The sequence below is a fragment of the Streptomyces lothianensis genome (genome assembly GCF_047779955.1).
GTDB lineage: Bacteria > Actinomycetota > Actinomycetes > Streptomycetales > Streptomycetaceae > Streptomyces.
In genome coordinates this window covers 1-23,553 of sequence record NZ_JBLMKT010000011.1, presented here as the reverse complement: position 1 = coordinate 23,553, position 23,553 = coordinate 1, and the positions used below count along the sequence as shown (strand labels likewise).

The 23,553-nt window shown below is 72.1% G+C and carries 18 protein-coding genes; 4 read left to right on the top strand and 14 right to left on the bottom strand.

What is annotated here, in order from left to right; all coding sequences use genetic code 11:
• Positions 1–107: 107 nt before the first annotated feature.
• Together trpD and ACLF6P_RS00950 are read right to left on the bottom strand one after the other, a co-directional pair.
• Positions 108–1,208: an anthranilate phosphoribosyltransferase gene (trpD, locus tag ACLF6P_RS00955; protein WP_415947335.1), complete on the bottom strand. Its 1,101-nt coding sequence runs from the start codon at positions 1,206–1,208 to the stop codon at positions 108–110.
• Position 1,209: 1 nt separating this feature from the next.
• A complete protein-coding gene (locus ACLF6P_RS00950) occupies positions 1,210–1,395 on the bottom strand; it encodes a hypothetical protein (protein ID WP_415947334.1) in 186 nt (61 codons plus the stop codon).
• A 287-nt stretch (positions 1,396–1,682) separates the two neighbouring features.
• On the opposite strand from ACLF6P_RS00950, the gene ACLF6P_RS00945 reads away from it, so the two are divergent.
• The 4 genes from ACLF6P_RS00945 to ACLF6P_RS00930 all read left to right on the top strand — a co-directional run bounded on the left by ACLF6P_RS00945 (position 1,683) and on the right by ACLF6P_RS00930 (position 5,137).
• Complete coding sequence (locus ACLF6P_RS00945) at positions 1,683–3,221, top strand: tryptophan halogenase family protein (RefSeq protein ID WP_415947333.1); 1,539 nt, start codon at positions 1,683–1,685, stop codon at positions 3,219–3,221.
• Positions 3,222–3,304: 83 nt separating this feature from the next.
• The gene (locus tag ACLF6P_RS00940) at positions 3,305–3,904 is read left to right on the top strand and encodes a flavin reductase family protein (protein ID WP_415947332.1); all 600 of its coding nucleotides are present in this window, start codon (positions 3,305–3,307) and stop codon (positions 3,902–3,904) included.
• Between the two features lie 161 nt (positions 3,905–4,065).
• Positions 4,066–4,386 (top strand): chorismate mutase family protein, encoded by a 321-nt coding sequence (locus ACLF6P_RS00935; protein WP_415947331.1) that lies wholly within the window; start codon positions 4,066–4,068, stop codon positions 4,384–4,386.
• A 142-nt stretch (positions 4,387–4,528) separates the two neighbouring features.
• Positions 4,529–5,137 carry a sensor domain-containing protein gene (locus ACLF6P_RS00930; protein ID WP_415947330.1) on the top strand — a complete coding sequence of 203 codons (609 nt, stop codon included), beginning with the start codon at positions 4,529–4,531 and terminating at the stop codon, positions 5,135–5,137.
• A gap of 120 nt (positions 5,138–5,257) precedes the next feature.
• Here ACLF6P_RS00930 and ACLF6P_RS00925 read toward each other — a convergent pair whose 3' ends face one another.
• The 12 genes from ACLF6P_RS00925 to ACLF6P_RS00870 all read right to left on the bottom strand — a co-directional run.
• Positions 5,258–5,971 (bottom strand): response regulator transcription factor, encoded by a 714-nt coding sequence (locus tag ACLF6P_RS00925; protein ID WP_415947329.1) that lies wholly within the window; start codon positions 5,969–5,971, stop codon positions 5,258–5,260.
• Complete coding sequence (locus ACLF6P_RS00920) at positions 5,959–6,552, bottom strand: anthranilate synthase component II (RefSeq protein ID WP_415947328.1); 594 nt, start codon at positions 6,550–6,552, stop codon at positions 5,959–5,961. The genes ACLF6P_RS00925 and ACLF6P_RS00920 overlap by 13 nt, the downstream gene beginning before the upstream one ends.
• Positions 6,549–8,063 carry an anthranilate synthase component I family protein gene (locus tag ACLF6P_RS00915; RefSeq protein WP_415947327.1) on the bottom strand — a complete coding sequence of 505 codons (1,515 nt, stop codon included), beginning with the start codon at positions 8,061–8,063 and terminating at the stop codon, positions 6,549–6,551. The genes ACLF6P_RS00920 and ACLF6P_RS00915 overlap by 4 nt, the downstream gene beginning before the upstream one ends.
• 96 nt (positions 8,064–8,159) lie before the next feature.
• Positions 8,160–9,137: a TauD/TfdA family dioxygenase gene (locus ACLF6P_RS00910; protein WP_415947326.1), complete on the bottom strand. Its 978-nt coding sequence runs from the start codon at positions 9,135–9,137 to the stop codon at positions 8,160–8,162.
• Positions 9,134–9,736, bottom strand: a complete 603-nt coding sequence (locus tag ACLF6P_RS00905) for a YbaK/EbsC family protein (RefSeq protein WP_415947325.1) — start codon at positions 9,734–9,736, stop codon at positions 9,134–9,136. Before ACLF6P_RS00905 ends, ACLF6P_RS00910 begins: the two co-directional genes overlap by 4 nt.
• Positions 9,726–9,941: an MbtH family protein gene (locus ACLF6P_RS00900; protein WP_415947324.1), complete on the bottom strand. Its 216-nt coding sequence runs from the start codon at positions 9,939–9,941 to the stop codon at positions 9,726–9,728. Before ACLF6P_RS00900 ends, ACLF6P_RS00905 begins: the two co-directional genes overlap by 11 nt.
• A gap of 68 nt (positions 9,942–10,009) precedes the next feature.
• Positions 10,010–10,987, bottom strand: a complete 978-nt coding sequence (gene sbnA, locus ACLF6P_RS00895) for a 2,3-diaminopropionate biosynthesis protein SbnA (protein ID WP_415947323.1) — start codon at positions 10,985–10,987, stop codon at positions 10,010–10,012.
• Between the two features lie 100 nt (positions 10,988–11,087).
• A complete protein-coding gene (sbnB, locus tag ACLF6P_RS00890) occupies positions 11,088–12,128 on the bottom strand; it encodes a 2,3-diaminopropionate biosynthesis protein SbnB (RefSeq protein ID WP_415947322.1) in 1,041 nt (346 codons plus the stop codon).
• 50 nt (positions 12,129–12,178) lie between these two features.
• Positions 12,179–13,150 (bottom strand): TauD/TfdA family dioxygenase, encoded by a 972-nt coding sequence (locus ACLF6P_RS00885; protein ID WP_415947321.1) that lies wholly within the window; start codon positions 13,148–13,150, stop codon positions 12,179–12,181.
• Positions 13,151–13,241: 91 nt separating this feature from the next.
• On the bottom strand, positions 13,242–15,875 hold the full coding sequence (locus ACLF6P_RS00880) for an amino acid adenylation domain-containing protein (protein WP_415947320.1): 2,634 nt from the start codon (positions 15,873–15,875) through the stop codon (positions 13,242–13,244).
• 293 nt (positions 15,876–16,168) lie between these two features.
• Entirely contained in the window at positions 16,169–21,850 is a 5,682-nt protein-coding gene (locus ACLF6P_RS00875; RefSeq protein WP_415947319.1) for an amino acid adenylation domain-containing protein, read from the bottom strand.
• The coding region (locus tag ACLF6P_RS00870; RefSeq protein WP_415947318.1) for a condensation domain-containing protein at positions 21,847–23,553 on the bottom strand (1,707 nt) is incomplete at its 5' end. The genes ACLF6P_RS00870 and ACLF6P_RS00875, both read right to left, overlap by 4 nt.

Sequence of the window (23,553 nt, the reverse complement as noted above, 5' to 3'; positions counted from 1 at the left end):
GGTGGTGGAGAGAGGAGGCCCTCTCTCCACCACCACCCGCCGCCGTGTGCCGTGCTGCCGTGTGGTGCCGCCAGGGGTGTCCGGCGGCCTGATCCGCCGGACACCCCCTAAGCCGCCGCCCGCTGCGGGCCGACCGTGGCGAGGAGTGCGCTGCGCCGCCTCCAGTCGTCGAGGACCGCCCGCGCCCGGCCCGAGTCGACCGCTTGCGCGGCTGCCGTGAGCGCGGGGGCCAGACGTTCGGTCAGTGGACGGGTGGACGGCACGGCGGCCGCCAGCGCCGCGGCGGCCGACAGCAGCACCGCGTCCCGCACCGGGCCGTGCTCACCGTCGAGTATCCGGCGTGCGACCTCCGCGTTGTGGGCCGGGTCGGCGCCACGCAGCGCCTCGGGCCGGGCGAGCCGGATCCCCACGGTGCGCGGGTCGAAGCTCTCCTCGCGCACGGTGCCGCCGCCCACGCACCACACACGCGAGGTTGTGGTCACCGTCAGCTCGTCCAGGCCGTCGTCGCCCCGGAAGACCAGTGCGTTTGTACCGCGGCGCGCCAGCACCCCGGCGATCAGCGGCGCGAGCCGGATGTCCGCGACGCCGACGGCGAGGGCACGGGGCCGAGCGGGGTTGGTGAGCGGACCGAGTGCGTTGAAGATCGTGCGAATGCCGATGTCCTTGCGCACGCCGGCGACATGACGCATCGCCGGATGGAAGTCGGGTGCGAAGCAGAAGGTGATGCCCACATCCTCGGCGAGCCGTGCGGTCGCCTCCGGCCCGAGCCGCAGGTGCACACCGAGTTCCTCCAGCACGTCGGCGGAACCGGAGCGTGAACTCGACGCGCGGTTGCCGTGCTTGACGACACGGGCACCGGCGCCCGCGGCGACGATCGCCGACATGGTGGAGATGTTGACGGTGTGCGCGCCGTCTCCACCGGTGCCGACGACATCGACGACATCCCCGGACACCGTGAGCGGGGTCGCGTGCGCCAGCATGCCGCGTACGAGGCCCTCCAGCTCACCGGTCGACTCACCCTTGGCGCGCAGGGCGACCAGCACCGCCGCGATCTGCGCGTCGGTCGCCTGACCTCGCAGCATGGCGTCCATCAGCCAGGCCGTGTCGGCCGCTGCCAAGTCCTCGCCGTCCAGGAGCGCGGCGAGCAGCTGGGGCCATCCACGGCCCCGCTCGGCGGCCACCGGGCGGACCTCGGGTGCGAGGGTCATGTCAGCCCCAGTCCTCGCTGTCGGTGCCGGTCTCGGTACCCGTCCCGGTGCCGGCTGCCGTGGTCCGTACGGCTCCCTCACTGTGCGTCCCGAGCGCGCTTCCGGCCTGGGTGACGGTGATCACCGTCAGGCCGGCGAGGAACAGGCCGGCCACCGCACGTACACGAACGATCTGCGTGAACTTCATGGTGTTTCCCCCTCGACGAAAGAACTCGCCGGCCGCTGAGGCGACCGCCGCTCGCTTCGAGAAAGAATCTAGAAAGGTCCGACTTCGCCTCGTTATCGTCTGCGCTTCCTCCGCCCGGAGGTCGCTCGGAGAGGGCGATAAGCGGAGGTGCCCCGGCCGGTGGAAGCCGTTGACCTCCGCCCTGTGGGCGTTCCCGGGCGAACGACTGCGATAACGAAAGAAAACCGCTCCTGGCTAGCTTCGCTGCATCGACCCGGTCTTCCGAACATCTCGAACGGAGATGCAGCATGATCAACTCAGTTGTCATTGTCGGCGGCGGCACATCAGGCTGGATGAGCGCCACGTATCTCAAGGCGGCGTTCGGCGACCGCATCGACGTGACCCTGGTCGAGTCCGACCGGGTCTCCAGCATCGGCGTCGGCGAGGCCACGTTCAGCACCGTCCGGCACTTCTTCGACTACCTCGGCCTGGACGAGCAGGACTGGATGCCGCACTGCGCGGGTTCCTACAAGCTGGCCATCCGCTTCGAGAACTGGCGGAAGCAGGGCGACCACTTCTACCACCCCTTCGAGCGTCTCGGCTCGGCCGAGGGCTTCCCGCTCTCCGAGTGGTGGCTCGCCGGCGACCGCAAGCGTCCCTTCGACCAGTCGTGCTTCGTCACGCCGGCGCTGTGCGAGGCGAACCGCTCGCCGCGGAAGCTCGGTGGTGCGCTCTTCGCCGAGGACCTCGACGGTTCGCTCGGCCGCTCCACCCTGGACGACCAGCGCGACCAGTTCCCCTACGCGTACCACTTCGACGCCGGGCTGCTCGCGCAGTACCTCACCAAGTACGGCACCGACCGCGGCGTACGCCATGTCGTCGACGACGTGGTGGACGTGCACACGGACGAGCGCGGCTGGATCACCGACGTGCTCACCCGTGAGCACGGCGAGCTGGCCGGTGACCTCTTCATCGACTGCACCGGCTTCCGCGGGCTGCTCATCAACAAGAAGCTGGACGAGCGGTTCGTCTCCTTCCAGGACGTGCTGCCCAACAACCGCGCCGTCGCCCTGCGCGTGCCACAGTCGGAGCAGGCGTCGCGGGAGATGCGTCCGTACACCACCGCGACGGCCATGGACGCCGGCTGGATCTGGACGATCCCGCTGTACGGCCGCAACGGCAACGGCTATGTGTACTCGGACGAGCATTGCTCCCCGGAGGAGGCCGAACGCACCCTGCGTGCGTTCGCCGCACCCGGCCAGGAGGATCTGGAAGCCAATCACATCCGCATGCGGATCGGCCGCAACGAGCGCTCCTGGGTGAACAACTGCGTGGCCATCGGCCTGTCGAGCGCTTTCGTCGAACCGCTGGAGTCCACCGGCATCTTCTTCATCCAGCACGGCATCGAGCAGCTGGTGAAGCACTTCCCGGACCGGAACTGGGACCCGAAGCTGGCCGACGACTACAACAACCGGGTCGCCCAGGTCCTCGACGGCGTCAAGGAGTTCCTCGTCCTGCACTACGCGGCCGCGGGCCGCGACGACACGCCGTACTGGAAGGAGGCCAAGATCCGGCCGCTGCCCGAGGCGCTCGCCGAGAGGCTGGAGCTGGCCTCCTCGCACCTGCTCGACGAGCGCAACATCTATCCGCACTACCACGGGTTCGAGCAGTACTCCTGGACCACCATGCTGCTCGGTCTCGGCCACGAGCCGGCCGGTCCGCGGCCCGCGCTCGCCCACCTCGACTCCGCCCGTGGACAGGCCGAACTGGCCGCGCTCCAGGAAAGGTCGCGCAGGCTCGTCGCCTCGCTGCCCAGCTGCCACGAGTACCTGACCTCGATCCACTGAGCTTCACGTCCGACGCCGAGCCGAGGCCGTGGACATGGTGTCCCGCGTCCGGTGTCCTTTGACCCCACGAAGGGTGAACAGGCATGACCACGCTCTTCCCGCTGCCCGCTGGTTCTCCGCCGCGCCCGGTGCCCGGCTCCCGCTCCGGGACGCAGCCGCCTGTGTCCGTGGCGGGCTTCCGGGATCTGATGGGCGCCTTTCCGACCGGGGTGGCGGTCATCACGACGTACGGCGCCGACGGGCGCCCCCGTGGGCTGACCTGCTCGTCGCTCGCCAGTGTGACCGCGGAGCCGCCGACCGTGTCCGTGGGCCTGACCACCCGCGGGGAAACGCTCCGCGCGCTGCGTGAACACGGCGGCTTCGCGGTCAACCTGCTGCACCGGTACGGCAGACACGCGGCGGAGGTCTTCGCGCGGCGGTCCGAGAACCGGTTCGCCGAGGTCGCGTGGGCGCCCTCACCGGAAGCCGGGCTGCCGTGGCTGACCGAGGCGGCGTTCGTGACGGCCGACTGCCGGGTGACACGGTTGACCGAGGTCGGCGACCACACGGTGGTGCTGGGCGAGGTGAGCGACGTACTGCGGAAACCCGGCACGCCGCTGCTCTACGGCGCACGGGAGTTCGCCGTGTGGCCCGGAGGCGAGCTGCCGCCGCCGCTCCCGGCCGCCGGGGAGCTGGCGTCATGACGGGGGCGGGGGCGAGGGCCCGTGGCCCCCGCCCCCGGCCCGTCCGTACCTTCACCCGACCACCGCAGACCACCGCATCACCCGGGACCGGCGTACTACCTCCGGGCACCGCCCAGCCGGCCTGTGCACCCGTACCCTCGACGCCCCCTTGGAGGCCTGACATGTCAACGCCCGGATCCGACCGGATCGCCGAACGCTCCGCGCGCCTGGTCTCCCTCGACGAGGAGATCATCCACCTGGTCCGCGAACGCACCAGGACGGCCGCACAGCTGCGCATGCTGCGCGGGCTCGCGGGACTGCGTGAGTTCCAGCTGGCGCGGGAGAACGAACTGCTCAGCCAGTACCACGAGGCGCTGGGCCGCCCCGGCACACCCATCGCCCTGCAACTCCTCGCCCTCGCCAAGGCCGGGACTGCCGGGCCCGTCGATCCCGCCGAGCCCCTGGACGCCGTACCGGAACAGCGGATGCCGTCCGCCGCCTGACCCGCCGCGCCCGGACCGTCGCCGGGTCACGGACCGGCCCGGTGCTGTCCTCGCCTCCGGCGGGTAGGCATCCGATTCGCACACCTGAAAGCCCCGGAAGTCCCGGTGATGTTCAGGAAGTTCCAGGAAGGAAGTCGTTCTCATGGGGTACGTCGCCCGATCCTCCCGCTCCACCGACGGGCTCACCACCGAGCCCGTGCCGGGGCTGCGAGGGCTGCTGGGACTGCCGTTCCGGCGCAACACCTGGCGGCATCTGCTGTTCGCCCTGCTGCTGCCGCTCGCCCTCACACTGATCTTCGTCCTGCAGTACGCGATGAAGGCCTCCCAGGACAACGGGTACCAGGAGCTCGGCCCGCTGATCCTGATCGCGGCCCTCGCCGTGGTCGCCCTGGCGGGGCCTGCCTTCGAACGGCTGCGGCTGCGGCTCTACTTCGGTGATGTGATCGCGCCCCGCGACAGGGGCCGGGTGAGCGGCGGGCTGGCGTTCTTCGTCGTGAACATGGCGCTCTCCACGCTGTCGTTCGCGGCAGCCGCCGCCTGGGTCATCGTCTCCGCCCGTAATCTGACGTACCCGATCTGGGGTTGGGAGCCCTACCCGACCGAGGCCTGGGGCGGCCCCACCCCGGTCGGCGCGGTGGCGCTGCACTTCGCGGCCGGCGTGGTGACCTTCTTCGCTCTGCCGTGGGTCGTCGTACGGCTCACTCAGTGGCAGCGTGCCGCGGCGCGGCGCTTCCTGGGCGGCGATGCCTGACGCTGCGCTCCGCATCCCCACATTGTGCCCCCGAGGCCCGAACAGACCTCGGGGGCACGGGCGTTTGTTCTGAGCGGTGTGGATTCGTGTGCTGCCTGCCGGTGCGGTTCCGTGAGCTGCCTACGCAGCCCGGACCGGGAGTGGGACCGGGACCGGGACCGGGATCGGGACCGGGAGAGGGGCAGGAAGAGGGGCAGGGGCGGCAGGGGCCCCTGCCGAAGGTGAGGCGGACAGGAAGCGCAGTACCGCGAGGACTCGCCGGTTGGTGCCGCCGCCCGACGGCACACCGAGTTTGCTGAAGACGGCCGCGGCCCGCTTCTCCACCGTGCCGGCGGAGACACACAGCTCCTCGGCGATGGCGCCGTTGGTGTGGCCCAGCGCCATGAGCCGCAGCACATCGCGTTCGCGGGCACTGAGCGCGGCCAGGTCCAGGCCGGCCATCCGCGGATCGACGAGCGATCCGCCCGCGGCGACGCGGGTCAGGGCTGCGCCGAGCGCCGCGGCCTCGATGACGTCCTCGCTCGGCATCACCGCCAGCCCTCCGGTGCCGGCGGCGAACAGCCTTCTCACCGCGACCGGTCGGGGGACCGGGGTGTGCACCAGGACCGCGAGGGAGGGCTGCTGGGAGCGCGCCGCGAGCAGCGCCGTCACGACGGTCTGTGTGTCGTGACGGCGCAGATCCGCGAGCACGGCGTCCGGGCGGTGGAGCCGTATCAGCGCGGGCAGCGCGGCGGAACCCGGTACGACGGCCGCCACCTGATGGCCCATCCGGGTCAGTACGGTCTCCAGACCGGCCCGCAGCACGGCGGAGCCCTCGACGATCACGATCCGCATCGGGCCGTCTCCTGCCTGGCCAGGTTCAGGAAGTTGTCCAGGAGCCGCATGCCGCCCGAGGTGGCCACGCTCTCCGGATGGAACTGCACGCCCCACACCGGCAGCCGACGGTGCACGAAGGACATCACGCTGCCGTCGTCCGCGGCATGCCCGGTGACCGCCAGGGAGTCGGGCAGCGGCTCGGCCACGACCAGCGAGTGGTAGCGGGCCACGGTCACACCGTCATCGATGCCCGCGTACAGGCCCCCGCCGACGTGCCGTACGGGGCTGGTCTTGCCGTGCCGGACCCGGTCCGCGACCTCGATCCGCCCGCCGTGGGCCAGGGCGATCGCTTGGTGTCCCAGACAGATGCCGAGCAGCGGCGTGCGGCCCGCGAAGGTCTCCACGAGCTCGACGTGTCCGGAGTCGGCAGGGTGGCCGGGGCCGGGGCCGAGGACGACGGCGTCCGGGGCGAGTGCGCGCAGCCGGTCCGGGGCGCGGGTTCCGGAGCGCACCACGTCGGTTTCGGCGCCGAGGCCCCGCAGGTACTGGTCGATGATGTGGGTGAAGCTGTCGTAGGCGTCGACCACCAGGACTCTCACGCGGCGAGCTCCTCTCCGGTCAGCGCCCAGTAGGCGGCGCCCATCTTGTGCAGCGTCTCGCGCCACTCCGCCTCGGGGGTGGAGTCGGCGACGATGCCCGCGCAGCTCTGGGTGCGGTAGGTCGTCCCGTTGTGCACCACGGTCCTGATGCAGAGCGCGAGCCGGGTCCAGCCCCGGACGTCGATCACTCCCACGGCGCCCGCGTACATGCCCCGTGGCCCGTCCTCCAGTTCCTGGATCAGTTCCATGGCGCGGATCTTGGGCGCGCCGGTGACGGTGCCCGCGGGAAAGGTGGCCCGTAGCACGTCCCAGGTGTCGTGGCGGGGATCGAGCCGGCCGCTGACGGTGGAGACGAGATGGAAGACGTGCGAGTACGTTTCGACGGTCATCAGGTCGTCGGTGTTCAGGCTGCCCGGCAGACTGACCCGCCCCAGGTCGTTGCGGCACAGGTCGACCAGCATGATGTGCTCGGCCCGCTCCTTCTCGTCGGCGCGCAGCGCGGCCACGCGCCGCTCGTCGGCGGCCCGCTCACCGCTGCGCGGTGTGGTTCCCGCGATGGGCCGCATCAGGATGCGTCCGCCGTCCTCGGCGAAGTGCAGTTCGGGGCTGGCGCCGACGAGGGTGGTGCCGGCGCGCGGCACCAGGAACATGTACGGCGACGGGTTGCGGTCCCGCAGCCGGCGGTAGACGTCCAGGGGGCTGAGGTCGGTGCCGACGTCGATGCTGTGCCCGATCTGGATCTGGTAGACGTCCCCCACCCCGATGTGACGCAGACAGCGCTCGACGCGTCCGAGGAACGTCGCCTTGTCGGTGCTGTCGGTCACCGAGCGCGGCCGCGTCGCCTCGGGCACCGGTCCCGATGCCGGGACCCGCCGGGCCATGGCCTCGATGTCGTACGGCCGTGGGTCGGGGAAGACCGTGGAGTGGGCCCGGAGTCTGCGCGCCTCGCCCGTCACGAGGTCGTAGTGAACGGTGTCGCGGTAGAGGCTCAGCACGCAGTCGGGCTCGGTCCGCGGCCCCGTCCTGGCCGGCAGGTCCTCCATGTGCCAGGCCGATTCGTATCCGAAGCTGGCGAGGAAACCGAAGGCGAGGCAGTCGGCGGGCACGTCGGTGTGCACGGTGAACACCCGCTGTGCCGCGGCGAGGAACTCCCACACCCGGCCGGGTGCGGGGAGCGCACGCTCGTCCGGCGCGGTGGCGGGCATCCCCAGGGCGTCGGCCACGTCGAGGAGGGCCCGCCGCACTCCTTCGGCGCCCCGGATCGCCACCCGGTCGGCGTGCACCTCGATGTCGGCGAGCCGACCGCAGCCCACGATGGCCGAACCGCGGTCGGCCGTCGGGCCTGCGGGGCTTTCCAGGAGATAGACGTCGTCGGACGCGAACCGTTCGAGCAACGCTGTGTAGAGGCCGAGCGGTTGGTGCGGCGGCAGCGGCGTCTCCTCGACGTGGACGTCGATGGTTGCCGGTCCCCGCGCCGCGGCGAGGGCCGGGGGTTCGAGGAAGGTCGTCACGGGGGTCTCCTTGCTGGGAGCGTCGTTCGGGGCCGGTTCAGACGCATACATGCGGTGTGGACGGATACACACCTGTTCAGTCGTGTACGTACGGTGTCAGTCCAGTACGTAGCCGTCGGCCGCCCGGTCGGCACGGGAGCGGCGCAGGTCGGTGAGGACGAAGCTGCGCTGCAGCCAGCGGTCCTTGCCGTCGTAGCGGGGACGGAAGGCGGTGCGGCCGTGCACCGTGACCCGGTTGTCGACGATCGCCAGGTCGCCGGGGGCGAGCCGGACGGTCTGCGCGGTCATGTCGAACAGCTCGGCCAGCTCGGCGAGGGCCAGCCGGGCACGCTCGGTGACAGGCTTGGTGGCCGCGAAGTCGACGCGTACGTCGGGATCGTCGGCCGCGCCGGTGAGCACCGCGTGCGGAGCTCCCTTCGGCATCGCGCCGAAGGAGGGCGGGGCGTCGGTGGTGTACTCGTCCTGCCACAGCGCGTCCCTGCTCCCCGCGGAGAGCAGCGGCAGCACCTGCCGGATGCAGGCGGTGCGCAGTCCGGCGACGCCCTCGTGATCGGCGCGCAGGCACAGCAGCATCACGAAGTCGGGGCGGTGCGGGTGGAAGGCGTTCTCGTTGTGGAAGGAGAGCAGTACCGAGCCGGCGTTGCCCTGGAAGTCCTCCTGCCCGGGGACCGGCACCACGTCCTGGACCAGGGCACCGGTCTTCTCCGGGCGGAACGCGGCGGGGTCGCCGAGGCCTGCGGCGATCATGAGCAGGACGGTCGCGGGCACCTCGGCGGTGCGCTGCACGGAACCGCGGGTGCTCGGTGTGGACGGCAGCGGCAGATCGCCGGCGGGCAGGCCGCTGACCAGGAGGGATCCGGTGGGGCCCGAGTCGCGTCGGAAGTCGCGGAGTCCGCGGCGCAGCGGGGCGGGCAGGTCGCACCAGGCCGCACGGGCGGCGGCCACCCATTCGGGGGTGTCGATGCGGCCGTCGGCGACAGAGGTGAGACCGGCGGCGATCCGGCCGATGCGGCCGGCGTCGGCCTCGGTGACCGGCAGGGCGGCGGTGAGCGGGGCGTCGAGTGCGAGGGTCATGAGGCGGTGGTCGCTTTCTGCACGGCGGTGCGGTCGCTGATGTCCGCCACCAGGGGGGCGGCGATGCGCCGGTAGTCCCGGGTGGAGACGGCCAGGGAACGGTCGAGTCGTGCGGCGTTGAAGAAGATCTCCTCCTCGTCGAGGAGTCCGGTGTCGACGACGAGGCGCAGCCTCGCGTCGAACGAGAAGGGCGTGATGGCTCCGCTGACGCAGCCGGTGAGCCGCTGAGCGGTGTGGCGGTCGGCGAAGCCCGCACGGGTCCCTCCGACCAGGGCGCGTACTGCGTCGATGTCCACGCGGTGATCGCCCGGCACCACGGCGAGCACATAGGGCCGGGCGGCGCCACGGACCCGCAGAACGATGCACTTTGCGGCCTGGTGCAGCGGATGCCCGCGCAGCAGGCTCACCGCCGCGGTGCCGCCCTCGGGCGGATGGTCCAGGACGCGGGGGCAAACACCGTGGTCTGCGAGCAGTCGCATCAGCCGCGTGTAGGCGGTGTCCGGTGCGTCCGGCGCTGTGGTGTCCGGCGGGCCGGGTGTCCTGGTGTCCGGCGGGCCGGGTGTCCTGGTGTCCGGTGCGGTCGCGAGGTCAGTCGTCACGGGCCATCGCCTTGACGACGGAGCGCGGCCGCATGTCGGTCCAGTGCTCGGTGATGTACGCCTCGCTCTGAGCGTGTCCGGCGTCCTTCAGGACAGGCCGCCAGCCCGCGGGTATCTCGGCGAAGGCGGGCCACAGGGAGTACTGGTCCTCGTCGTTGACCAGTACATGGAAGCGGCCTTCGGTGTCGTCGAACGGGTTGCTCATCGTGATTCCTTTCCGGGGAGCTGTCTTGTCCGGGGAGCTGTCTTGGTTCGCGCGTCGGTACGAGGGGGTCAGGCCGCCGACTCCACGGGGTCCGTCACCGCGTCGCCGTACACGCCCTGCACCCAGTTGCTCTGGTAGACGGTGTCGAGGTACCGCTCGCCGAGATCGGGTGAGATGGCCACCGAGACCGGTGCGGAGGCGCCCGAGGCGTTCCCGGCGAGCCAGGTGTGGGCGCCTGCCACGACGGTCCCGGTGGAGCCGCCGAACAGAAAGCCGCGGGCGGCGAGCCGGTGGCAGGTGCGCACCGTCTCCGCCTCCGGCACCATGACCACGTCATCCACGAGGGACTCGTCGAGGAGCGCGGGCCGCACCCCGGCACCGAGCCCGGGAATCATCCGGGGGCCCGCGGGACCGCCGAAGGTGACCGAACCCACGCTGTCCACGGCGACCACGCGCACCTGTGGGCGGTGCTCCTTGAACCAGCGGGCGCAGCCCATCAGGGTGCCGGTGGTCCCGGCTCCCACGAACAGCACGTCCAGGCCGGGGAAGCGGCGGGCGATCGGCGGCGCGGTCCAGCGGTGGTGGGCGCGCCAGTTGTTGGCGTTGAGATACTGGTTGAGCCATATGTGGCGGTCGTCGGCGTCGCACAACCGGCGCACCAGATTCAGCCGGGCGCCGAGGAAGCCTCCTTCAGGGTCGGGTTCGGTCACCACGCGCACCTCGGCGCCAAGGGCCTCCATGAGGCGCCGGGAGGCGAGATTGCAGCGGGAGTCCGTGACGCACAGGAAGCGGTAGCCCTTGCTCGCCGCGATCATGCTGAGTGCGATGCCGAGATTTCCGGAGGAGGATTCGACCAGGACCGAGTCCCCGGTGAGCACCCCGCTGTGCTCGGCCGACTCGATCATGGAGAGCGCGGCCTTCTGCTTGACGGATCCACTGAAGTTGAATCCCTCGCACTTGAGGAATACGGATTCCCCGAGGACCGGCAAGAGGTCGACGTAGAGGTCGTCCTCGTTGAATTCCTGCGGAGCCGTGATGATCGGCATGTGCCCTCCCGCCTTGGAAGCTGTTGTCGAAATCCCGCTCCGGGCCCGAGGGGCCCGGCACCCTTCGCCTCCCGCGCTCGGGCATGCGATGTCCGGGCGGTCATCCGTAGCGGCTCATCTCGTGGTAGAAGCCGTCGACGACGGAGAGTTCGCCCGCCGCGCGCACGGTGTCGTAGACGTGCTTGCCGAGCGCGAGGTCGAGAATCCCGAGGCCGAACGGGGAGAAGATCACCGGTCGGCCGGCGGGGAGGGCGAGGGTGCCGGTCAGCACGTCGTACAGCGTTCCGTCAACGAAGTCACGGTTGCCTGTGCGCTGTTCGGCCAGGTGCAGCGAGGTGTTCGCCTTGAGGCAGTGGTCGACGTCGTCGACGATGTTGGTCGCGCCGAGCACCACCTCGGGCGACAGATCGCGCAGCGACACATGCAGGACCAACGGGTTGTGGTCGAACCAGGCCGGGTCCTCGACATGCGGCTCACCCGCGACAGTGGCGAAGACGACCAGGTCGCTGGAGCGGATCAGTTCCTCGGCGCTGTCGTGCACGGTGATGCCGCCCGGTACCCCCGCGCGCTCCAGGTAGTCGGTGAACCCGGCGGCATGATCGCGGCTGAGGTCGAAGACCCCCGTCTCCTCGAACTCCCAGCCGGTGCCGGCGAGGAAGGCGTGGATGTAGCGGGCGATGAGTCCGGTGCCGAAGAAGCCCACGCGGCGCGGGCGCTCGCGTCCCGCGGAGAGCCGGTCCGCGGCGAGCGCGGCGGAGGCCGCGGTGCGTGCGGCGCTGATGATGGAGCTCTCCAGACAGGCCAGCGGGTAGCCGGTGACGGGATCGTTGAGGATCAGTACGGCCGACGCCCGGGGAAGCCCCTCGGCGACGTTCTGCGGGAAGCTGGAGATCCACTTCAGGCCGTCGACGTCGATGCCGTCGCCGACCGATGCGGGCAGCGCGATGATGCGGGAGTCCGGCCGGTCGGGGAAGCGCAGGAAGTACGAGGGCGGATTGACGGTGGCGCCCGCGCCATGCGCGCGGTAGGCCGCCTCGATGATGCCGGTGACCTCCCGATGCCGGTCGCCGAGGACCCGGTCGACCTCGGCTCCCGGGACGACGGCGAACGTCGGCGGGGGGCTCACGGTGTCGTGGGACATGGAAGCTCCGTGTTTCGTCGTTGAGTTGGTCCGGTCGCCGGTCGGGCCGGTCACAGGTCGAGTACGTGGCCGGGCAGGCGGACCGGGTTGCCGAGCACGACGGCGATCTCCCGGTCGCCCGTGAAGGGCTCCCGGCTGTGCGCCATCCGCAGGTTGTCGACGACCAGCAGGTCGCCGGTGCGCCACGGCTCGCGGAACGTGGCGTCTCGATAGGCCCGGTCGATGGTCTCGACGACGTCCGCGTCGATCGGCTCGCCGTCGCCGTGGGCCGTGTTGAACGGCAGCGCGTCGGGTCCGTACACCTCGGTGAGATAGTCGCGGACCATCGGGTCGAGGGTCAGTTCGTTGAGGAAGGCGATCTGGTTGAACCAGAGCGGCCGGCCGGTGGCGGGATGCGTGATCACGGCGGCCCGGCGCTGGCGGGTGCGCAGCGCCCCGTCCGCAAGCCACGCGTGGCCGATGCCCGAGCGGGCGCAATAGGCGTCCACCGCGGCCGGGTCCTCGGTGCCGAAGGCCTCGGACCACGCGACGCCGACCTCGCGGTAGGTGCGGGTGAGCTGCCAGCCGTCACGGGCGAAGCGGTCCACGAGGTCCTGTGGCAGGGCCCCGAGAACCCGCTGAGCGTCGGCGAGCGCGGTGGCCCCGCCGGAGGCGGGCGCGGTGAGACAGCCGAAGACCGCGACGGACGGCACCTCGGCGGCGTAACTGCCCTCATGGTGCATGCACATGGGCTCGTCGGGGGGCCACTCGGAGGACGAGTACACGCCGGGGGCCAGGTCCCGGCGCGGCGCGAACGCCTCGCGCTCGGGCATGGCCCGGATGCCGAGCGCGGCGGCGGCCGCGCCGACGGAGCGCGGACCGTCGAGTTCCAGGCCGCGCACCAGCACCGCGCCGTGCGCGGCGAGGGCCGCCTGGACCTCGTCCCGGTGCTGCTCGGCCCAGGCCGTCGGTCCGGTGGGGGCGTCGGCGGTCAGGGTCGGCAGTCGCAGGTCGGGCGTGGTGCGTTCGAGGACGGACGTCATGGTGCTGTCTCCTTGTTCGCTCGGGCGGCGTTCTCGGGAAGCGCTCCCGGCAGCGGCGGGTGGTACTCGGAGCGGGTTTGCCGACGCGCTCTCAGCCGGCCGTCGCATGGGCGGCACCGTCGCCGGTACGCGAGGCGACGAGCCGGGCGAGATCGGCGAGGACGGGATGGCGGGCCAGCTCGGCGACGGTGACCACCCGGTCCAGAGCGATGGCGAGCCGTATCGCGGTCAGGGAGGTGCCGCCCAGCTCGAAGAAGTGCGCGTCCCGCGTGATGTGCCCGACCGGCAGCTTCAGCTGGGCGCTCCACAGCTCGGCGATCCTGTGCTCGACGGCGGTACGGGGCAGGTCGGAAGCGCCGGGTGCGCCGGAAGCGCCGGGTGCGCCGGAAGCGCCGGGTGCGCCGAGTGCGCCGAGTGCGTCGCCCGAGCCCGGCAGGCCGGTGGCACCGGGCAGACCGGGGGCGGCCGGCTCGGCGGGGATGACGGCCTGCCGGGCCAGCCGCTTCTTGTCTGTCTTCCCGTTGGCGGTGAGCGGCATGGCGTCCAGGTGGACCAGCCGGGCGGGCACCATGTACGAGGGCAGCACCTCGGCAAGCCGCTCGCGCAGCCCCACCGGTGCCGTGCCGTCGACGGTGGTGCAGTAGCCGACGAGGGAGCGTTCCTCACCGCCGCCGACGGCCACCACCGCGGCGTCGCGTATCCCGGTGACGTCGGTCATGCGGCTCTCGATCTCGCCGATCTCGATCCGGAAGCCGCGGATCTTCAGCTGGGCGTCGCGGCGCCCGCGGAACTCGAGCCGCCCGTCCGGGGCCCAGCGCCCGAAGTCTCCCGAGCGGTAGAGCCGCTCACCGGGGCGTCCGGGCACCGGTACGAAGGCGGCGGCGGTCCGTTCGGGGTCGTTGACGTAGCCCCGGCCGACGCACACCCCTTGGAAGACGATCTCGCCGGGGGCGCCCGCCGGCACCGGCCGCAGGCGGGCATCGACGACCTGGACGCGGACGTTGCGGACCGGCCTGCCCAGCGGCACGGAGGGGCCCGTGGGTACTTCGCGCAGCACTTCGTGGTTGGTGTCGTCGCAGGTTTCGGTGAGCCCGTACGCGTTCACCAGCGGCACCCCGGGGAAGGCCGCGAACCAGCGTTCCGTCAGGTCACGTCTCAGAGCCTCACCGGTGGCCGACACAGCCCGCAGATCGGGCAGCGGATCGTGCTCTCCCGCCAGGTGCGTCAGGAGCACTTCGAGGTAGGACGGCACGAGCTGGACCACCTGCACCCGCTCGCTGCGCAGGATTTCGGTGAACCGGCCGACCTCCAGGACGGCGTCCTGTTCGACGATATGGGTGCGGCCGCCGACGGTCAGGGCGGCGACGAGCTGCCACAGGGAGATGTCGAAGCACTGCGGTGCCGTCTGCGCGACCGTGCTGTCCGCGGTGATGCCCAGGTCCTCGATCTTGGCGAGGAGATGGTTGACGAAGCCGGCGTGCTCGCACATCGCGCCCTTGGGTTCGCCGGTGGAACCGGAGGTGAAGTAGATGTAGGCGAGGGCGTCGGCGGCGACGGGGAAGTCCGGGTCGTGGTCGTCGGTGAGACCCGGGGGGCGGTCGTCCGTGATGTCCGGGTCGTGGCCGTCGGCGGTGCCGGGCAGCTCGTCGACACGCAGCACGGTGGGAGCTGCGCCCCCCGCACCGGAGAGTTCCGCGAGGGCCGCATCGAGCGGTCCGGTCGTCCGCCCGGTGGTCAGCACGGTCCGGCAGTCGCTGCGACGCAGCATGGAGGCGACGCGGGACGCCGGGAAATGCGGTTCCACGGGCAGGTAGGTGCCACCCGCCTTCAGCACCCCGAGCACGGCGGCAGCCCAGTGGAGGTCGCGTTCGGTGACGACGGCGACGACGTCCTCGCTCCACAGCCCCGCGTGGCGCAGTCGCCAGGCGACACGGTTGGCGCGTCGGTTCAGTTCGTCGTATGTCCACGCGCGCCCGCCCTGGCTCACGGCGACCGCGTCGGGCCGCAGCCGCACCTGCTCCTCGAACAGCTGGTGCGCCCGCAGATCGGGCAACGGACGCTGTGCACCGGCCAGTTGCTCCCACTGGAAGTGCAGTTCGGACGCGTCGAGCAGGTGCCGTGCGTCGTGCGGGGCATCCGGTTCGGTGGCCGCTCGGTGCAGCGCACGGTCGTAGTAGCCGGCGATCCGCCGGGCGGCGGTGGAGTCGAGGACGGTGGTGCGGTGACGTACCACCAGGCGGCCCGCGTCGACGGCGACACCGAGCACGATGCCGCGCGGCAGTTCGGTCGGCAGGTCGGCGGCCCGCTCGGTGGCGAGCGTGTCGAACAGCGGGATCGCGGTGCGGGGGGCCCAGGCGGCGAAGTCCCGGACGCTCCGCAGCACATCCGCGGCCACGTCGACGAGCTCCGCCCAGCTGCCGTCCTCGACGGTGAGCCGGGTCATCAGACCACGGCCGCCCGCGGGTACGAACCCGGTGACCGTGTCGGGGTCGCCGGTCAGCGCGGCGACCACCTTGGCGTGTGCCGCGAGGAGCAGCGGCGCCGTGGTGTGCTCCGTCCCGCCCGTCAGGGGCAGTACGACCTCACCCGTACCGTCGGCGTCGGGGTCGGCGGCCCAGCCCGGCAGGGCGGTGAATCCGCCGGCGCGGGTGACCTCGCGCCAGTACTCCTGGCCGGCCACACCGCCGACGTCGTCAGCCTCGTTCACCACGGGTGTCGCCTCCATCGGGAACAGTCAACGTCTTCTCCGGTGGCCCGGATACCGGCTCCACCTCGACGCGCTCGACGATAGAAAGCGGCTTTATCGCGGGAGTATCGACCGAATTCCGCGTCGGGGCGCGGCCTGTGGGACACCGCGTCGGGGCGCCTGCGGAATCCCGCGTAGCGGCCCCATGAGAACGGCCCGGGTGCGGCGGCACCTGCTCGCCGCCGCACCCGGGCCCGTTCCGCGGTCGCGTCGTGTTCTCGTACGCGGCCAGGGTGTGTCCGGCGACATGCCGCCGGACACACCCTGGGCCGTCACAGGCGCTCGGAGAGCATGCGCCCGATCCTTGCCGCCGGTTCGGGGGCGAGCAGGTCCTCATGGGTGGCAGCGATCTCGAAGCGCTCGGTCACCCCGGACAGGTACGGCTCCCAGGCACGCTGATCGGCCCAGGGCCGCACGTTCTCGGTGGCCGCCACCAGCAGCAGGTCGCCCTTGAACAGCGGTGGCCGAGCAGGCGAGACGAGACGTACGTTGTTGACCAGGACGTCCAGGACCCGGCCGCGCCCGTCGTCGTCGAGGTGTCGCAGCTCGCTGTCCCCGCGCCCCATGTACCCGATGACGCGCTCCCGCACAGCCACCCGGTCCGGCACCTGATCGGGGTCGTCGCCGTGCAGCCGGGCGTAGGCCTGGAACAGGTCGCGCAGCACCTGGTCCGTGGGCAGTTCCGTCCGCTTGTCCTCCTCGACCGGATAGGCGTCCAGCAGCACCACCTGCTCGACCTCCTCGCCCAGTCGCTGGAGTTCCCCGGCGATCAGGTGGGCGAGAGTACCGCCGAGCGACCAGCCGAGCAGCCGGTAGGGGCCGTGCGGCTGCACGGTGCGCAGCTGCGCCACGTAGCCGTCGAGCATCTCCTGCAGGGTGGTGGCGGGTTCGCCCTTCCCGTCGAGTCCGTTGGCCTGCAGTCCGTACAGGGGCTGTTCCGGATCGAGGGTGCGCAGCAGCGTCGAGTAGGACCAGCTGAGTCCGCTGACCGGGTGCACACAGAACAAGGGAGTGCGTGAGCCGGTGCGCCGCAGCATCAGCAGGGGCGCGAACCCGTCGGCGGCGTCGTGCTCGCCGTCGGCGCGGCGCAGCAGCAGGGCCGGGGTGGGGGCTTCGAAGACATCGCGCACGGTTGACTCGACGCCGAGCACCCGTCCCATGAGGGCCGCGAGCTTCGTGGCGAGCAGCGAATGGCCGCCCAGGTCGAAGAAGTTGTCGTCCATGCCGGCCTCGTCGAGACCCAGCACCTCGGCGAAGAGGCGGCACAGCGTGTCCTCGCGGGCGGTGCGCGGGGCCCGGCCGGAGCCGGTGGTCGCCACCGGGGCGGGCAGCGCGCGCTCGTCGAGTTTGCCGTTGGCGGTGAGCGGCAGCTCCTCCAGGGGGACGACCGCGGACGGGATCATGTAGTCGGGCAGCCGGCCGTGCAGCGCGTCGAGCACACCGGCGGGATCCAGGCCGTCGGGGCCCGGCACCAGGTAGGCGACGAGGCGTGGGTCACCGGGCCGGTCCTCGCGCACCACGACGGCGGCCTGTGTCACTTCGGGCCCGGCCAGGAGCGCGGCCTCGATTTCGCCGCGCTCGATACGGAAGCCGCGCAGTTTGATCTGGCCGTCGGCGCGTCCCACGAAGTCGAGACTCCCGTCCCGGCGGCTGCGGACCAGGTCCCCGGTGCGGTACATCCGCTCGCCGGGAGTTCCGAAGGGCGCGGCGACGAAGCGGGCGGCGGTGAGCGCGGCACGGTGCAGATAGCCGCGGGCGATGCCGGGCCCGGCGATGTACAGCTCCCCGACGGCGCCCGGGGCGACTGGGCGCAGGGCGGTGTCGAGGACGTACGTCCTCACTCCGCTGACGGGCCGGCCGATGGAACGTGCGGCCTCGGGCCGGTCGGGGTCCTGGACCGCGTACGTCACCTCGACGGTGGCCTCGGTGGGTCCGTATGCGTTGATCATCCGCCGGCCGCGCGCCCAGCGGTCGACGAGCGTGGGGGAGGAGGCCTCGCCGCCCGACATCAGGGTGAGGAGGCCGGGCAGCGGTTCGGCAGGCAGTCCTGCGAGGACGGCGGGCGGCAGATGGGCGTGGCTGATCCGCCGCTCGGCGAGGAACCGGGCCAGCTCGGCGCCCACGTGGCGCTGTTCGGGAATGACGAGGCAGGCCCCGGTCAGCAAGGCCATGCAGAACTCCGCGACGGACACGTCGAAGCTCGGCGAGACGAACTGCAGCACCCGGCTGCCCGGGCCCGCCCCGTGCACGGCGGCGCTGTCGGCGGCGAGCCCGGCGAGTCCGGAGTGGGTGACGACGACGCCCTTGGGGGTGCCGGTGGATCCCGAGGTGTAGATGACATACGCGGGGTGGTCCGGCCGCAGCGCGGGGAAGGCTCGGCGGGCCGGCGGTGTTTCCCGTGGGTCAGCGGGCGGTGCTTCCTGCGAGGCCGCGGGCTGCGTGGGCGGCGCGTCCGCGGGCTGCGTGGGCGGCGCGTCCGCGGGCTGCAGCCCCTGCCCACCTCCGGCGTCCAGGAGCAGCGTGGGGGTGTCGTGGGCGGGCAGCCGGCCCGCGAGCCCGGCGGTGGTGAGCACCGCTCTGGGCCGGGTGTCGGCGAGCATCAGGGCGAGCCGCTGCGCGGGGTAGTCCGGGTCGAGCGGCACATAGGCGGCACCGGACTTGGCGACGGCGAGGACGGCGACGGCCAGTTCCACGGAGGTGGGCAGGGCGAGGGCCACGAACTGCTCGGGGCCCGCGCCGAGTGCGGCCAGGCGCGCGGCCAGGGCCTCGGCCCGGGAGTTGAGTTCCGCGTAGCTCAGGACGATGTCACCGCATTCGACGGCCGGGGCCAGCGGGGTGCTGTCCGCCTGCCGGGCGAACAGCGCGGGCAGCGTCTCGGGGGTGATGGCCTCCGCGTCGGCGGCAGCGGCGCGCAGGGCTGCCTTCTCCTGCGGGGACAGCAGGTCCAGCGCGCTCAGCCGCCGGTCCGGGTCTTCGGCCGCGCTGCCGAGCAGCAGGGCGAGGCGGTCGGCGAGATCCTGTGCGGTGTCCGCGTCGAACAGGGCTGTGGCGTACTCGACGATGCCGCGCAGTCCGGCCACGGTGCCGTCTTCCGCGTGGGTCTCCCCGATGCTGAACGACAGGTCGCAGCGGGCTGTGCCGGTGCCGAGCCCCTCGAACCCGACGGCGAGGCCGGGGAGTTCCATCCGCGGGGCGGCGTTGTTCTGGAAGGCGAGCATCACCTGGAACAGCGGATGCACGGCCGCCGTGCGGACCGGGTTCATGGCCTCCACCAGGCGCTCGAAGGGCAGCTCCTGGTGGGCGTACGCACCGAGGTCGAATGACCGTACGCGGCCCAGCAGCTCGCGGAAGGTGGGGTCCCCCGAGGTGTCGGTGCGCAGGACGAGGGTGTTGACGAAGAACCCGGCCAGGGAGTCGAGCTCGGGCGCGCCGCGGCCGGCCACCGCCGTGCCGAGAGGGATGTCGTGACCGGCGCCCATCCGGCTGAGCAAGGTGGACAGTGCGGCCTGTACCACCATGAAGAGGGTGCAGCCCGAGCCGCGGGCCAGTTCACTCAGGCGCTGGTGGGCCTCGGCGTCGAGATGGAAGTCCACCAGGGCGCCCCGGTGGTCCGCGGCGGCCGGGCGCGGACGGTCGAGGGGAAGCTCGATCTGGGGCGGTGCTCCTTCCAACGCCCCTTGCCAGTAGTCGAGTTGGCGGCTGAGCAGGCTGTCGGGGTCCTGTTCCTCACCCAGCAGCTCGCGCTGCCACAGTGTGTAGTCGGCGTACTGCAGCGGCAGTGGGCTGAAGGTCGGGGCGGTGCCGGAGTGCCGGGCCCGGTACGCCTCGGCGAGGTCGGCCAGCAGCGGTGCCACGGAGCCGCCGTCGGCGGCGATGTGGTGGACGAGCAGCAGCAGGATGTGTTCCCGCTCGGAGAGCCGCAGCACGGTGGCGCGCAGGGGGATCTCACCGGTGAGGTCGAAGGCGTGGCGCGCGGCGTCGGCGAGCACGCCGGCGGCGGGCGGCGCGTCGGCACCTGTCAGGTCGATGACGTCCAGCGGGGGCGTCGCCGTCGCCAGGATGTGCTGCCGCGGTTCGCCCGCGTCGTCCGGGAAGACGGTGCGCAGACTCTCGTGCCGCGCGGTGAGGTCGCCGAGCGCGGCGCCCAGTGCGGGCAGGTCGAGGCGCCCGGTGAGCCGGAGCGGCATCGGCACGTTGTAGGCGGGGCTCGGGCCCTCGACGCGGTGCAGGAACCACAGGCGCTGCTGGGCGTACGAGAGCGGGATGTGCCGGGGGCGCGGGCGGGCCGTGGGTTCCGGGGCGGCGCCGGTGTCGGCCCGCTCGATGCGACGGGCGAGCAGCGCCGGGGTAGGTGCCTCGAAGAGTTCGCGTACGGGCAGGGAGGTCCCGAAGACGGTGCGGACCCGGCCGAGCAGCTTGAGCGCGGACAGGGAGTGGCCGCCCTCGTCGAAGAAGTTGTCGTCGGGCGTGAGGCCGGTACGGCCGAGTACGTCACCGAACAGGCCGCACAGGATTTCCTGTTGGGGACTCGTCGGCCCGCCGCGGTGCGGTGTGGCGGCGGGCCTGGCGCCATCGGACCGGGCCGCGGACTCGGGGGCGGCGAAGGCGGGGAGCACGGCCCGCTCCTGTGCGCCGAGCCGGGGCAGCCCGGCCACGGCGAGTCCGTCCCGGTCCGCGGCCGCTTCGACCAGCCGTGCGACGTGGTCGAGTACAGTGCGCGCCGCATCGGGCCCGTACAGGTCCGGGCGGTGCTCCAGACGCAGCAGCAGTCGTCCGCCGGACAAGCCCGCGATCAGGCGCAGCGGGTAGTGGGCGGCATCGCTGCCGGACACGCTCGCGACGCTCACCCCGTCGTAGGACGGGGGTTCCTGGCCACCTGCGGGGTAGTTCTCGACCGTGAGTACCGTGTCGAACAGTTCGCCCGCCCCGGCGATGCGCTGGACGTCGCCGAGGCGCAGCTGCTGGTGGTCGAGGAGGTGGGTCTGCTCGTCCTGGAGACGGGCGAGGACCCCGGTGAGCGTCGGGGCCGCGTCGAGCCGGACGCGGACGGGGACGGTGTTGATGAACAGGCCCACCATCGTCTCGATCCCGGGTATCTCGGGCGGCCGTCCGGACACCACCGATCCGAACACCACGTCCTGATGGCCGGTCAGCTCGCTCAGGGTCAGCGCCCAGACGCCCTGCAGCAGGGTGTTGAGGGTGATGCCGTCGGTACGGGCGCCGTCGAGGATCCGGGCGGTGAGCTCCGGGGACAGCTCGGTCTCCGCGTATGCGGGCTGGACGGGTGCCCGCTCGGGCCCGGGGGCCACCAGGGTGGGCCCCGCCAGGCCGTCGAGGGCTTGGCGCCAGGCGCGCGCCGAGACGTCGCGGTCCCGGCGCGCGAGCCAGGCGAGGTAGCTGCTGTACGGGCTGACCGGTGGCAGTCCGCCGGGGTCGCCGTGGTCGCGGTAGAGGGTGAGCAGTTCGCGCTGGATGACGGGGGCCGACCAGCCGTCCCACAGGATGTGATGGTTGGTCAGGGCCAGAGTGTGCCGCTGTGCGCCGTGGCGCACCAGGTGGAAGCGGAGGGCCGGCGGGGCGGCCAGGTCGAAGGGCTCGGCCTGCTCCGCGGCCAGCAGGGCCCGCAGCGAGTCCTTCTGGGCCTCGCCGGTCAGCGGTCCCAGGTCGGTTTCCCGCCAGGGCAGCGGCACCTCACGGTGCACGATCTGGAGCGGCTGGCCTCCCGCGCGCAGACGGAAGGAGGCACGGAGGTTGGCGTGCCGGCGCAGCAGGGCTTCGGCGGCCGACCGCAGTCGGGCCGGGGCGAGGGGGCCGGTGAGCTCGAGGACCATCTGGGTCGTGTAGACGTCGGCGTCGAAGGCGCCGGTGTCCGGTGCGTCGGCCAGGGCGTGGAAGAGGAGGCCTTCCTGCAGCGGGGAGAGCGGCAGGATGTCCTGGAGGCCCGATGTCTTCATGCGAGGTCCCTCAATTCTGCTTCGAGATCGTCGATTTCGTCCTGGCTCAGACCGGCCAGGGAGAGGTCGGAGGGAGTGAGGCCGCCTGTCCCGCTCTGCAGTACGTCGTCGGCGAGCGCGCCGAGGGCGGCGAACCAGGCGGTGGCAAGGCTCCGTACCTCGTCCTCGGTGAACAGTTCGCCGGGCCAGGTCCAGGTGGCGCTCAGCTCGGGTCCGCCGGGCAGGTCACGCGTGACGGCGTTGATCTCCAGGGCGTGGCCGACGGGCATGTCCGGATCGCGGGGTGCCGGGGACGGGGCTCCGGACACGGCCGTCCAGTCGTCGGCACCGCCCAGCCACCCGGACTCCGTGGGGTCGGGGGCCGAGGGGAAACGGCCCAGGTAGTTGAAACCGAGCTGTGGGGCGGCGCGTCCGGCCAGGGCGGCTGCACCGTCCGCGTCCAGATGGCGCAGCATGCCGTAGCCGATGCCGTGGTCGGGAAGCTCCCGCAACTGTTCCTTGATCCGCTTCAGTGCCTGTCCCGGCGATCCGTCACCGGGTTCGAGACGCACCGGGTGCAGGGTGGTGAACCAGCCGACCGTACGGGACAGGTCGAGGCCGTCGGCGATCTCACGGCGGCCGTGCCCCTCCAGGTCCACGAGTACGGACGGCAGGTCGGTGCCGCGGGCCGCGCGGTACTCGCGCACGGCCAGGGCGAGACCGGTCAGCAGCACGTCGTCGACGCCGGCGTGCACCGCGGCCGGGACGGAGGTGAGCAGCTTTTCGGAGAGCTCCGGCGGCAGGGACAGGGTGAGCGAGCGTGCCGTGACGGCGGTGTCGCGCACCGGGTCAGGGTCCCGGAGCCCGAGCCGCGGGTCGGGAGTGCCGTGCACGGCCTCCCAACGCGGGAGTTCACCGCGCCGCGCCGGGGCGGCGGCGGCCAGGGCGGCGGCCCAGCGCCGGAACGACGCGGGGACGGGCCCCGGCTCGTCGCCGCGCCAGGCGGCCGCGAGGTCGGGCAGCAGAATCCTCCAGGACACCCCGTCCATGGCCAGGTGGTGGACGAGGACGAGCAGCAGTCCTGGCCGGTCCGTGCCCCGGTCGAACCAGACGAAGCGGATCACCTCACCGTGCTCCGGGTCGAGCCGCTGCCGGGCGAGCTCCCCCTCGGCGGCCATGGTGTCCTTGAGGGCACTTCCGTAGAACCGCCGGGCGTCGACGCGGTGCAGCAGATCGCCGGCGCGCACCTCGCCGGGGGAGCACACCCGCAGTTGCCAGCCGGTGGCGTCCTGGCGGGCGGTCAGCCGGAGCGCGTCGTGCCGGTCGAGGACCGTCTGGAGGGCGTCGGTGAGCCGCTGTTCGTCGGCGCCCGCGGGGACCTGCACGGTCATCGACTGGTTGAACCCGCTCCAGGCGCCACCCAGTTCACGCAGCCAGTGCATGATCGGGGTGGCCAGGAGATCACCGCTGCCGGTGTCGTCGTCGGCGGTGGGGTGCGGGTCGTCGGGAGCGGCTTCGGCGACGAGGGCCAGCCGGGCGACGGACTGCTGCGTGAAGACATCGCGGGCCGAGAACAGCAGTCCGGCCGAACGGGCCCTGCTCACCAGCTGGATGGCGAGGATGCTGTCGCCGCCGAGCGCGAAGAACCCGGCCTCGCAGTCGGGTTGCCCGTCGAGTCCGAGGATTTCGGCGAAGAGGTTGCAGAGGATTGTTTCGTGGGTGGT